General features: G+C 70.0%; 8 protein-coding genes. 4 read left to right on the top strand and 4 right to left on the bottom strand.

Annotated features, from left to right (window positions below; genetic code table 11):
• Window positions 1-2: 2 nt before the first annotated feature.
• The 3 genes from U9R90_RS00165 (at window position 3) to U9R90_RS00155 (ending at window position 4,235) form a co-directional block, all read left to right on the top strand.
• Window positions 3-1,010 (top strand): hypothetical protein, encoded by a 1,008-nt coding sequence (locus U9R90_RS00165; protein ID WP_411054292.1) that lies wholly within the window; start codon window positions 3-5, stop codon window positions 1,008-1,010.
• A gap of 105 nt (window positions 1,011-1,115) precedes the next feature.
• Window positions 1,116-3,374 (top strand): Helicase associated domain protein, encoded by a 2,259-nt coding sequence (locus tag U9R90_RS00160; protein WP_411054291.1) that lies wholly within the window; start codon window positions 1,116-1,118, stop codon window positions 3,372-3,374.
• 162 nt (window positions 3,375-3,536) lie between these two features.
• Window positions 3,537-4,235, top strand: coding sequence for a restriction endonuclease (locus tag U9R90_RS00155; RefSeq protein WP_411054290.1), 699 nt, complete (start codon window positions 3,537-3,539; stop codon window positions 4,233-4,235).
• A gap of 173 nt (window positions 4,236-4,408) precedes the next feature.
• On the opposite strand, the gene U9R90_RS00150 is transcribed toward U9R90_RS00155, so the two are convergent.
• From U9R90_RS00150 to U9R90_RS00135, 4 genes are read right to left on the bottom strand one after another with little or no spacing between them, the layout of a single operon-like run.
• Window positions 4,409-7,033 carry an RNaseH domain-containing protein gene (locus tag U9R90_RS00150; protein WP_411054289.1) on the bottom strand — a complete coding sequence of 875 codons (2,625 nt, stop codon included), beginning with the start codon at window positions 7,031-7,033 and terminating at the stop codon, window positions 4,409-4,411.
• A complete protein-coding gene (locus U9R90_RS00145; protein WP_411054288.1) occupies window positions 7,027-10,164 on the bottom strand; it encodes a hypothetical protein in 3,138 nt (1,045 codons plus the stop codon). Before U9R90_RS00145 ends, U9R90_RS00150 begins: the two co-directional genes overlap by 7 nt.
• Window positions 10,151-10,291, bottom strand: coding sequence for a hypothetical protein (locus tag U9R90_RS00140; RefSeq protein ID WP_411054287.1), 141 nt, complete (start codon window positions 10,289-10,291; stop codon window positions 10,151-10,153). Before U9R90_RS00140 ends, U9R90_RS00145 begins: the two co-directional genes overlap by 14 nt.
• Complete coding sequence (locus tag U9R90_RS00135; protein WP_411057584.1) at window positions 10,288-10,851, bottom strand: hypothetical protein; 564 nt, start codon at window positions 10,849-10,851, stop codon at window positions 10,288-10,290. Before U9R90_RS00135 ends, U9R90_RS00140 begins: the two co-directional genes overlap by 4 nt.
• Window position 10,852: 1 nt before the next feature.
• On the opposite strand from U9R90_RS00135, the gene U9R90_RS00130 reads away from it, so the two are divergent.
• Window positions 10,853-12,172: a TIGR02679 family protein gene (locus U9R90_RS00130; RefSeq protein WP_411054305.1), complete on the top strand. Its 1,320-nt coding sequence runs from the start codon at window positions 10,853-10,855 to the stop codon at window positions 12,170-12,172.
• The last annotated feature ends 219 nt before the right edge of the window (window positions 12,173-12,391 follow it).

The raw sequence follows: 12,391 nt of genomic DNA, 5'->3' as shown, positions 1-12,391 counted from the left end.
GCATGCGGTTCCATGTCGACGGCTGGGACCCCACCTACGGCTCCAGCGTGGAGAACGCCGAGAACGGCATCGCCGACTCCACCGCCAAGGTCACTCCCCATATCGAACTTGCCCCGGCCGACTGGAAGCCCGTCTCGCCCTCCCAGGTATCTGCCCCAGGTGCGGTCCTGTTCGTCGACGGCGTCCGTCGCGTCGAGGCCCGCATCTGGATCGAACAGCCCCCCTCCGCCGAACCGGCCACCAGCCCCAGCAACGCAGTCCGGAACGCCCGGATGGCGCTGTGCGCCTCCTACGCGGCAGGCACCGTGTGCTGCTGCCCCGACCGCGGCGCACATCTGCTGACCATCGACTACCGGCGTGGCCTGTTCACCACCGCCACCAACGCCGCCGACGTGCCCACCACCGCCGGGACCTACAAGGCCACCATCACCCCCGACGACCAAGAACAGAACCTCGCCGTGCTGCTCTCGACGGCGCTGCAACGCCAACTCACCGAACTCGAGGTCCTCGTCGCCATCCATGCCCGCACCGCCCTGACCGGCCACGGAGTCTCCGAAGGCTCGGACCTCCTGGTCGTGGACGGCCCGCTGCGCGGCCGCACCCACCTACCGCGCGCCCTGGGATTCATCAAGTCCCACCGCACCGCCTACCTGCCGCCCGACCTGCACGCCATGATCGCCACCCTGGGCCCCGGCGAACGCAGCCCAGTGTTCTTGATGGGCACCTCCTGGGACCGCCACGCCTGGTACCTGCGGCTCCCGTGCACCCCCGGCGCCCCATGGGCCGGGATTGTGCGCCTGGAATGCGCCGCCGACATCCCTGCGACCGCGGCGATCGAGCTGGCAAACCTCTCCCAGGCACTCCTGCCGCGGTACGCCAGCATCGAGTACAAAGACACCCGGGCCCCGCAGAACCTGGTGCCGGTCGCCGGACTGGAGAGAGAACTACGCCGCCACCTGGGCAACTCCATCCTGCTCAGCCGCGCCCTACGCGTGGCATCGGCAAGCTGAACCGCAGCTCCCCACCCGCAAAACCATCGCCCACACCGCCGATAGATCTCCCTGCAACGCCCCATGACCGCCTCACCAGTTCATGTTCCGGAGCGGTACCCCTCTATGGCCACCACGCCCCTCGAACTGCGCCCCCACCAAAGGGAAGCCGTCTCGGCGACCACCCGTGTCCTCGGCGACCATCCCCGCGCGAGCGTGATCGCGGCCTGCGGCACCGGCAAGACCCTCATTGCCGCCCGTACCACCGCCCGCATTGCCCCCCGGGGCCGTGTGCTGGTGCTGCTGCCGACACTGGACCTGCTGTCGCAGACGATCCGTTCCTGGCGTCTGGCCGGCCGCAAGGGCACCACCGTGGCGGTGTGCTCGGCCCGCCAGGCCCTCGATCACGAACCGGTCGGCACCGACATCCCGTTGACCACCGACCCCGCCGAACTGACCGCCCTCACCACCACACCTCGCCCCGGGCCGGTCACCGTCTACGCCACCTACGCCTCCCTGCCCGCCGTCATCGCTGCCCACCGCGACCACCGCCTGCCCCCCTGGGACCTGGTGGTCGTCGACGAGGCCCACCGCACCGCGGGCCGCTTGGGCAAGGCATGGGCCGCCATCCACCACGACGACCAGGTCCCCGCCGCCCGCCGCCTCTACCTGACCGCCACCCCTCGCATCTGGGACCCCGACGACGCCCCGGACGGCGACGAAGTAGAGACGGTGGCCTCCATGGACGACGAGACCCTCTTCGGTCCCGTCGCCTATCACCTCAACCTCTCTGACGCCATCGATCTCGGGCTGCTCGCCGACTACCAGATCCTCGTTCCCGTCGTCACCGACGCGGACCTGCGTGACTGGCTGGCCACCGGAGCCGGCGCAGGCGTCGATGGACTGCGCCTGGCCGGCCGCCAGGTCGCTGCCCTGCGCGCCATCCACGACCACAAGCTGCGCCGCATCCTGACCTTCCATCACCGTGTCGCCGACGCCCGCGCCTTCGCCACCACCCTGACGGAGACGGCCGCCGCCCTTCCCGATCACCTGCGCCCCCAGGGGCTGTGGGCGGACTGGGTCAGCGGCAGCCACACCCCTCAGGTCCGCCGCCGCCTCCTGCTCGAATTCACCTCACACACCAGCCCCGACACGCCGGCCGTCCTGTCCAACGCCCGCGTGCTGGGGGAGGGCATCGACGTGCCCGACATCGACGCGGTGGTCTTCGTCGACCCCAAGAACAGCCCCGTCGACACCGTCCAGGCCGTCGGCCGTGCCCTGCGTCAGCGCCCCGGCGCCGGCAAGAAGGCCACCCTCGTCGTCCCTGTCTACCTCACGCCCGACGAAGACCCCGACGACCTCCTCGGCGCCGACGCCTACACCCCGCTGTGGCGCACCATCCAGGCCCTGCGCTCCCACGACGACCGCCTCGACGCCCGCTTGTCCGACCCGCGCACCCAGCGCCCCACGATGCCCTCCGAAGATCCCGAAGCCTGGCTGCGCTTCGACCGCCCCACCCAGGCCGACGAGATCGCCCTCGCCCTGTCCCTGCGCGTCCTGGCCCCGAAGAGCGCCGAATGGCGCCGCGGCCTCGCCGCGGCCCGCCGCTTCCGCCACACCCACCACCACCTCGACGTCCCCCAGACCTACGAAGACCCCACCGGCTACCCCCTGGGACGCTGGCTGACCTGGCAACGCCACCTGCACACCAAGGGCACGCTCGACGCCGTACGCGTGCAGGCCCTCGAACGCCTCGGCATCATCTGGGACCCCCGCCAGCAGGCCTTTGACCGCGCACTGGCCCACGCCGCCGCCTACGCCGCCTGCCACGGCCACCTCGCCGCCCCCGTCGACGAGATCCACGACGGCTTCCCCCTCGGCCGCTGGCTGGCCACCCAGCGCACCCGCGCCGAGACCCTCACCGACCAGCGCGCCACCGCGCTCACCGCGCTGGACCGGTGGTGGAACCCGCCCTGGCCGATCACCTGGCAACGGGCCTACCACGCCGCTCGTCAGAGCCTGGCAGTCAGCAAGACTGCCGCCGAGGCAGAGAGCTGGCTTGAGTCACAGCGCGCCCGTTCCGGCCGCCTGCACCCTGAACAGAGGTCACTGCTCGCGGAGTTGGGGCTGGTCGAACTGCCCGACACATCCACCTCCCGGGCGACGGACAGCCGCCTGCCGGCGCGCGAGCGTGCCTTCCAGCGCGGGCTGGCCGCCGCACGGGCCTTCCGCGCGCGCGAAGGCCATCTCAACGTCCCCCAGCGGCATATCGAGAAGGTCGAAGGCGACCCCGTGCGCCTGGGCCAGTGGTTGAGCAACCTGCGCCGCCGACGCTCCGGCCTCAGCCCGCAGAGGCAAGCAGCCCTGGCCGAACTCGGCCTGTAAGCAGGCGAACGCCCCTCATCGAGGAGAACGGTCAGACGCCAGCCGGCAGAAGGGCGGGAGGTTCAAGCCAATGGCCTGACTGCGCCCTGGCGGGGCCGCTCGGCATGCCCACACTGCACAGCAGGGAGGAATCCATCCCGGCCGGTGCAAGAGGGGGCAGAAATGGCGGCCAAACGCAAGGGCAAGGCGATGCGCAGACGACGCACCGCCCGGAACAAAGCAGCAGCAGGAGCGCTTGCCGCGCTGGTCCTGCTAGGTCTGCTGCAGCCGATGTTGTTGCTGTACCTCGGCGCCCTGCTTGCCGCCGCGGGAATCGGCTGGATGGTGTGGCGGCTCTGGCGTACCGACCGGCTGCTGCGAAGCAAGGACGACGCTTGGAGACGACAGGAGGAGATCGCAGCCGGACAGCGGACGCTGGCTGCCATCGACGCGATGTCCGGCACCGAGTTCGAGGAAGTGGTTGCCGAGTTATGTCGCCGTGACGGCTGCACACAGGTGCGCCGAGTGGGCGGGACCGGGGACAACGGAGCCGACGTGCTCGGCCGGCTGCCTGATGGCCGAACCATGGTGATCCAATGCAAACGGTACGCACCCCACCGGACGATCGCCAGTCGCGAAGTGCGCGATCTGCTGGGAGCCAAGGTGCATTTCGCTGCGGATGTGGCCATCTTCGTCGCCACCACCCGCTTCAGCCCCCAAGCCGAGGCGTTCGCGGTCAAGCACCACATCCTCACCCTGCACCGTGACTTCTTTGGGCTATGGAACAACGGGACACCGTTGCTGTCTCTGGCCGAAGTCAACGGACGCGGACAGGGAGAAGCCCGCCACCGAGCACGCTGGAAACAGACGTACTCCAAGTAACCAGCCGCACGCTCCAGTAGGACGGTCTGTTCGGTTTGTGACAGGTGAGGGGGGCGGCACAGTGCACCCGGCCCCGCCTCGCCCTGGGCTCGGGCGGGGCACGGCAGCAGTCAACAGCCCATCGGCTGCGCCGGCACCGGTCCTGGAAGCCGCCGTGCCCGCCGTCACCGCACCTACGCGCTCAGCCCTTCCTGGTCGACGAAGCCGGGATGCTTTTCATCAGCGCTCTTCGCCAGGTGCAGCGGCGCGGGCAGATTGGTGCGCCCGTCCCACATGGCGGCCTGCTCCGAGATCCGCGCGGCAAGACCTGCCAGCTGCTCCTCGCGCCAGCCGCCGCGGCGGGCGATGACGTATTCGGTGCGGGTCATGGCGTGGAAGGGAGCACCCATCTGGGCCAGTTGACCGCCGGGCAGGGTGCGGCGCGTGTACTGGGTGCCGGTGCGCTGGCCGCCTGCGTGCTGGCGGGACTGCCCGGAAAACAGCCAGGACACCGCGTCCCCGTGGTCGTGGCGGTAGAGGATCTTCTCCGGCATGACCGGCTGCAACGGGTTGGCCGGCAGCTTGCCCCCGCCGCCGGTGCGCCGTGACGGCTGGGGTGTGCCCTGCCCGTTGCCGACCCTAACGATCGCCACATCCCACCCTTGGGCGATCAGGCTCTGCCCGGGAACATGGCCGTCCCCGAGCCGGTCGTTGCACAGCCCGGGCCAGATCCGCTCACGCTCCTCAGCGAAGACGATGATCGGATATTGGTCAGTGAGCGCGGCCAGCGCCCGGTCCACATAGGTGCGCACGTTGTCCGGGCCCCCGTGGTCCTCCCGCAGGTGATGCCCTCTTTTGCCGATGGGACCGGCATGGTGCAGGGCCCGTGCCTGGGCCAGGGGGCGCCAGCCCTGGTCGCCGTACATGAGGGTGGGCCAGTAGGCGTCCTCGCCGAGCGGGATCCGCATGGCGACCAGCGTGATGGTCAGCACGGCGGGTTTGCGGGGGCGGCCGGGACGTTCGTCGAAGCGGTGGTAGCGGGTCCACAGCCCTACCGCCACGGCCTCCCGGTCAAGGGCGGTGTCCTTGGCGTTGCGGTGGAAGGCAGTGGCGGCCAGGCGGTTGTCGATGATGCCGGAGTCGGAGTGCAGGCTGCCGAGCGCGATCTGCACCGCATGGTCGTCCTTGTAGGCGACGTCCGGCTCCGGCAGACCGGCGTTGCGGGCCTTGGCCCGCGCGACCTTTTCGGGCGTGTTCAGCCGGTAGGGATCGCCAGGATCGGAGTCCATGGTGATGAACTGTGAGGGGATGCCACGCTGGGCGAAGAGCCCTTTGAGCGCGTGCTTGGCATCCGTCACCCCGGCGTCCTTCTCCTGCTCGGTGGGGTAGCGCGTCTCGCACAGGGCGGTGACCAGCGCCCGCCCGGTGCCGGGCTTGAACCAGGGCAGAGTGTTCAGAATCAGGCTGCGGTCGTGGCTGCCGTGGCGGACGAGTTCGGGCAGCCGCACCGTCACGAGTTCGTACCCGGGCGCCAGGACCACCGGCTGCTCGTCGGGCAGACCGGCCAGCTCGGGCCGCGCGTAGTCGCGGGCCAGCTGCTCCATCACCCGCGTGCGCCAGGCGGCCGATTCGTACAGCACGACGGTGCGCAGCGTGTCGAGTTGGGCGCCTGCCATGGCGTCGGGCATCTTGCCGGCCGGTACGTAGGGCGGCAGGATGCCGCCCGGCTTGCTGATCTTGATGGATGTCCCGGTGTAGACGACGGGCTCCTGGCCGAGGATGTGCCCGGCATGTTCCTCGAGCCGGGCGTGGAACATCGCACCGGCGCCCTTGTCGATCGGGTGCTTGCCCGTGCGGTGCACCCCGCGTACCTCTGTCAGTTCGTCCAGCCCCGTCAGGGGCGGCTCGGGCAGACGGCCGACGCCGCAGGCCTCGACGATCTGTGCCGTCGCCCCGCGGTAGCGGACGGCCGCGGGCTGCATGAACCCGTCCGGCCCCTTCTCCCACCGAGTGCTGATCGGGGCCTTGAGGATGATGTCCGGGTTGACAGGATGGCGCAGCAGAACGTTGCGGATGCCCTTGTAGTGAGTGGCGACACGCGAGATACGCGCCGACAGATGCGCCACGAGACTCTTGCCGCCTGGGGCGGCCTCGACCTCGATGTGGATACGCTCCATGGCGTAGCCGGCGATGCGTCGGCGTTTGCCGCTCTCCTCGTCGATCCACGACCGCTCGTGGACCAGCGGGGCCTGCCACGCCAGCAGGTCGCCCTCACTGTCGAGATGGAACCGCAGCGCGGGCAGGTTCTCGTCGAGCAGGAGCGGCTGGGCGGCCAGCATGCTCGCCAGCCGCCACCCGGCCACCCGAAACGCCCAGCGGGGACCGGTAATCCGCCCCAGGGTGTCGCGGTGCAGCAGCGAACTGAGCGGCTGGGGCCCGTCGTCGGACAGCTGCAGCAGGGCGGCGAGGGTGTCACGGCCGTCATGCCCGTCCAGCCGCGTCTCCCACTCCCGCATCAGGGTGCGCACGGTGGCCTCGTCCAGCGCCCCGGGCGTGACGATCACGCTCCGCCCGGCCCATCGGCCGGTCCTGGCAGGCCGGTCGGGGTTGGTGAACACCAGCCGCTCACCGGTCACGGCGCGCGCCGCCGTCTGCAGGGACGCGATCGGCTGCACGGCGTCCTTGCCCCGCGGCCGAGGCAGCCGCCTCCAGGCCGGAGCGAACGCCTCGTCCTGCGGATAGACGTGCGCTGTGCCCAGCAGCCGGTCATCCAGCGGGAAGGACAGGGTGAACAGCCGCCCGCGGTCGTCACTCACCATTCGCCCATCTCCTGTTCCTCGTCCCCGTACTTGGTGGGGGAGTGCTCCGCCAGCCCCAGCAGAGCGTCGGTCATGGTGGTGCCATAGACGGCGTCGATCAGCGGCATGTGATCCTCGTCCTGCCATTTCCCGCGCAACTGCTGAAGAAGGGCGGGCAGAGTGGAGTGCACGGCGGTCTGGGTGAAGGCGGCGTCCAGCAGACGCAGCCGCCCGTGATCCCCGCCGCGGCGCGTACGCCCGCCCAGCTGGATCAGCCGGGTCAGGATCTCCGCGACGACGGCGAGCTTGACGTCCTCGCCCAGCGACTTGAAATAGCCCTGGCCGCTGCGGATGTCATCGAAGATCTGGCCCGCCGCGATCCGCAGCCGCTCCAACTCCGCCGCGGGATTGGGGCCCGGCCGCCGTCGGCGGTAGGCGAGGGAGTTGACCAGGGACAGCAGCACCGGGGGGTCTTCCATCACCGGGACGGGCCGGTTGACCAGGCAGGCCACATGCAGCAGAGACCGCCCGTCACGGTCGACGATGTTCAGGCCGCGCTCGACCCGTGCCATGGGGGCGATCAGATACCGGCACCGGCCGTGGCCCACGGCGTGAGGGAACTGCTCGAGCCGGTTGCTGGGGATGGGCACCCAGCCCGGCGGCATCCGCTCCAACGAGGCCATGGCCTGCGGCCGCACCGCCACACAGATCTCCGATGCCGTGACCCCTGCATCGATCATGCCGCGAGCGAGCGCGGGACCGGCGTTGTAGGCGGTCGGCGCGAGCAGCGCATACGCCCGGTGCGCGGTCGCCGCATCGGCGGCCACCGCGTCGAGCTGCGCAGGAAGGTCCTTACCCACGCTGCGCCCCATGGCCGTATAGGCGCGTTCCCGGCTTGCTCCCTCGGTGCCCGACACCACGATGCCCGCCCCGTCGTCCTGGCCGGCCTGCAGCTCGACGGTGAGGCTTCCGTTGACGTCGTCCGGCACGTACCAGGTCGGCTCCGGCAGGAGGTGATGACGGGGCGCGTACGGCATGAACGCCGTCGCGGACATCCCGATCACCGCCCGGCGGGTGCCGGTATGGGCGAGCGCGGTCACCTCGCCCAGGTAGGCCAGGTGGGCGTGCGGATCCCCGACATAGGACTTCAGCCGCAGCGCCGTCTGGTGCCGGTCGGCCGGGTCGAACGTCTCGGAGAATGCGAACAGCGCACGCCCCAAAGGGCCGTAGGGGGCAGCACGCCACGGCACATGCGAGGCCAGCGCGTCCACCAGGCCGTTGCCGGCGGAGATCCCCGCCCCCTGCAACGGCGCCGCGACCCCGACGATGCGGTGCAGAATGCTGCGCATCTCCTCCAGATACGCCCGCCGGGCCGCCAGCAGCGCCAGGGAGTGCAGCCGCTTCTCGTCTGCCTCACCGGTGATCGCCGAGAACGCTTCTCCGATGCGCTTCAAGGTGACATGAGTGAGCCGGTCCAGCCCGCCGGCCAGGTCCGTGACCGAGGACAGCAGCTCCCTCAGCTCCGCCAGCCCCTTGACCTCATCGGCCAACTCCAGCGGCCCCTCCCGCTTGTAGAGCTGATTGACCGCCCGCATCTGCTGTTCAGTGGGCCGCTCCCCGGCCTCCAGCTTGAAGACCCGGGAGGCGAACATCCCGTCCCAGCGGCGCGGCACCACCATGCTGCGCCGCTCCCGGTCGGGATGGATGACCCCGCCGACGAGGTGGGACACGTAGTTCTCGGCCAGCCACACCAGGTGGTTGATCAGCGGCCGCAGATACTGCTCAAGACTCATAGGCAGCCGGTGGCAGTGCCGCCGGAACTGACTGTCGAGATCCCGTACCGGGGTGTGCTCCGCACCGTCCTGGGCCAGCAGCACCTGACGGGCCGCCTGCTCGAAAGCCTGCGCCTGCATCGCGTCGGCCTCGTCGATGATCACCAGATGGCTGCGGTGCAGCAGGAGCTGCTCGGTGGTCATGCGCCGTCCCGGGGCAGGACGGCCCGCCACCGGCACGTGGATGTGCCCGGTGAGGAAGTTCGCATGGTTCGTGACGAGGATGTCCGCCGACGCCACGGCCCGGTGGTGGCGGAACTTTCCGCATCCGCCGCGCCACGGGCAGGCCATAGCCTTGTCTGCTTTTGGCCCGTTGGGCTTGAGCTGGTCGCACGGTTCCTGGCCCGGCGTCCAGGCATCCACCGCTTCGGAGGAGGTGGTGGCGTGCCCGGTCAGGGAGCAGCTGTAGGACATCTCCCGGTACACCCAGGTCCTGAAGTCCGCATCGTCGTGCGGATTGCCGGCCGTCTGCTCGGCCAGCTCCTGCATGGAGGCGGGGGAGACGACTGGCGTGACCTGTGCGGAGATCTCCAGGTCGGCCAGGTCCTGCCGCAGCCGGTACACACTGGCCAGGACCTGCGCGCTCTGCGGAACAACCAGCGAGATCACCCGGCCCCGCTTGGCGCACCACACCGCGACGAGTTCACTCAGGACGTTCTTGCCCATGCCGGTGGGGGCGTGGAAGACCCGCAGCGGCCCGGCCTGGACACGCAGGAGCTCGCCCACGTCCGTGCCGTCGCGGCCGCGGGCATGCCGCCTGATGCCCGCGACCGCCTTGCGCCGGTAGTCCTGCCCACGCAGCTCATCGAGCCGACCCGCGATCTCCTCCAGGTCGGAGAAGGGGATCACCACCTCGTCCGCGACCGGGGCGTCTCCCAGCTCCTGCACCACGCTGGGAGCAGGGGGCCCTTGGTAGTCGAGATCGTAGAAGACGTCCACCACCCGGCCGGAAGGGCTGAGCGGATCCCGGATCCGCAGGTCGCTGACGTAGGATCCGGGCGGCGCAGGCTTGGGCAGCAACTGCCCCTTGGCCGCGTTGTCCTCGAGCTCGTCCAGCAAGGCATCGATGAGGGCTTCCTCGTCGCCGACGGGCAGGATCAACACCTGCTCCTCCCCGTCGGCCGGGGCGAACTCGACCGCCTCACCGCTGTCCAGGACCGCTGCCGTCTCCGTGACAAACACAGCGTGGGAAGCGAGGACCGCCGACCGCTGCCGCAGCATCCGGGTGATCCGCACCTGATCGGGCAGAGCCAGAGCGGGCCAGCCGTCCCACAGATGCATCTGCCCCGTTACCAGGAAGTGCGCATCAGAAAGATCCACCACACGCCGCCATGCCGCTTGCTCCTCCGGCGCCCGGTTGGGGGAACACCCGCGCGGCCAGCAGGATCGCCGTCCGCAGTGTCAGCGGCACGCCGACGGAGTACTTCACGTTCTTCGGCGACGTCATGTGTCCATCCCCTTCACCCGCCGGGTCACAGCCGCCTTGAAACGGCTGACTGTGAACACGCTGTAGCGCTGCCCGTCAGCAGTCCGCAGCGCATCAAGCCCGGCCTGCAGCTGATTGACCTGGCTGCGCCGATAGTTGGGGACGACCACCGCCTCCCCGGCAGGCGGCCGGTCGATGATCGTCTGCGCGTCCTGGTGGTCTTTGACGTCCACCCGCCAGCGATGCCGGTCCGCCAGGTAGACGCCGATATCCCACTCGTCGAGGTTCTCCCAGCGCTCGACCCGCACCCCCTCCTGCTTCTCCAGCCACTGCATCAAGCCCACCTCACTCAGCCCGGGACAGGTGATGTACCGCCACACCCCCCAGTCCAGGCACAACACGCCCTCCGCCGGCTCCGCAGCCGTCGCCAACCGGCCCCGCCCACCCGTCAGTGCAGGCGGCCCGCCCCGCTTGCCACCGCCCGCGACAAGACCGANACGAAGTGCGCCGCGCCGAAGGCACAGCGGCCGTGACCACGCACGTCCACTGGGACGGCCGCAACCGCCACCTGCACGCCGCATCATGACCCCTCATTCCCTCCCCCAGCTGCCCGCCCCCGTCCGCAGCTACCTCGACGACCCCAGCCTCACCGCGCTGTGGGCAGCGGCCCGCAAACGGCTGGAGCGCAACCGCCTGGCCCCCACCGGCACCGTGCAGGCCCAACTCGACACCGAAGGCGCCAAGCGACTCGGAGGACTGCTCGGCACCCGGCTCGAGCCCGGCCTGCGCCGCATCCAACTGGGCGCCCTGGACGCGGCCTTGAGGGCATCGGCCGCCCAATGCGGCCTCGTCAGCGTCGTGGCGGAGCTGACCGGCCGGCCCCTGCAGGACCGGACGTCGGCCAAAGAAGCACAGCAGACAGCGTGGACCTCGCTCTGGCAGCAGCTGGATGCCGACCTCACCCGTGCAGACCTGGCCCACGCGGACTGGATCGTCGACTGGCTCAGGGAGTTGAGAAGCACCGGCATCCTCACCCGGGCCGGCATCGAAGCTGCCGCTACCGCCCTCAGCAGCACCGTACGCACCATCGCCACACTGACGAACACACCCCTTCACGCCCAGACCGGAACCGGAACAGAGGCTGCGAAGCAGTGGGAGCTGAGCGAACTCGCCGCCCACACGACCGGCGACGCCCACGGACTCGACGAGGGCCGTCTCACCGGCATTTTGGTCCTCAAGGCCATTGCTGCAGCCTGCACACTGCCGTCACCCGACTCGGCCGCAAGCCGCCGACTGCTGTGGGAGCGGGTCGGCGTCAGCACAGACACCTTGTCGGGAACCGTCATGGTGTGGAAGCTGGACCCGCCCGGCACCCATCCCTGGGCGATGATGATGCGCACGCGCAACGATCTGTCGCTGGTGACGCACCTGACCCTTCAAGAGCTGCGCACTGTCCCCGATGTCGCTCTGACAGTGCCGGAGGCAACCGTGTATGTCTGCGAGAACCCGCAAGTGCTTCAGGCAGCCGCACGGTATGGCCTGCCCGGCGTCCTGGTATGCGGCAGCGGCAACCCGTCTGCGGCGGGGTGGGAACTACTGCGGCGGCTCGTCGCCAGCGGAGCAGACGTCGCCTACCACGGCGACTTCGACTGGCCCGGCGTCGCCATCGCTGAACGGGTGATCCGGCTGGGCGCTCGCCCCTGGCGCATGCACAGCACGGACTACCTCGACGCACTGGCAGAACTGCCCGCCGACCGACTTACCCCACTGACGGGGGCCCCTGCGCCCTCGCCCTGGGATCCGCAGCTTGAGGCCATAATGGCTCAACGAGGCCTCGCCGTTCACGAAGAAGCACAGCTGGACCGACTTCTACACGACGTGCGTCACGCTACATCCAGGTGACGCCCATCTGCGGCCGACTGCCCGCGCAGTATCCGAGGGGTGCGGTGTATACACAACCCAGTCGTGCACAACTTGAACGGCCGGTGCGACTACGGGGCCAACAGCCCCGGATCGACGCACGGCTACTCAAGTGCAGCTCAGCGACACCGGTGCCGGGGGGTGACCAGTGCCGCGCACAGCGCCTACGGGCACCTCGACCGGGCGCCCGTGAGCCGAGGT

Origin of the sequence: Streptomyces sp. E11-3 (genome assembly GCF_046540415.1) — a bacterium.
GTDB lineage: Bacteria > Actinomycetota > Actinomycetes > Streptomycetales > Streptomycetaceae > Streptomyces.
The sequence above is the reverse complement of the archived record's forward strand: the minus strand, read 5'-3'. Positions and strand labels throughout refer to the sequence as shown.

Excerpts from the sequence above, each read along its gene's own strand:
- U9R90_RS00165 (WP_411054292.1), top strand. The coding sequence starts at position 3 with ATGCGGTTCCATGTCGACGGCTGGGACCCCACCTACGGCTCCAGCGTG.
- U9R90_RS00160 (WP_411054291.1), top strand. The coding sequence starts at position 1,116 with ATGGCCACCACGCCCCTCGAACTGCGCCCCCACCAAAGGGAAGCCGTC.
- U9R90_RS00155 (WP_411054290.1), top strand. The coding sequence starts at position 3,537 with ATGGCGGCCAAACGCAAGGGCAAGGCGATGCGCAGACGACGCACCGCC.
- U9R90_RS00150 (WP_411054289.1), bottom strand. The coding sequence starts at position 7,033 with ATGGTGAGTGACGACCGCGGGCGGCTGTTCACCCTGTCCTTCCCGCTG.
- U9R90_RS00140 (WP_411054287.1), bottom strand. The coding sequence starts at position 10,291 with ATGACGTCGCCGAAGAACGTGAAGTACTCCGTCGGCGTGCCGCTGACA.
- U9R90_RS00130 (WP_411054305.1), top strand. The coding sequence starts at position 10,853 with ATGACCCCTCATTCCCTCCCCCAGCTGCCCGCCCCCGTCCGCAGCTAC.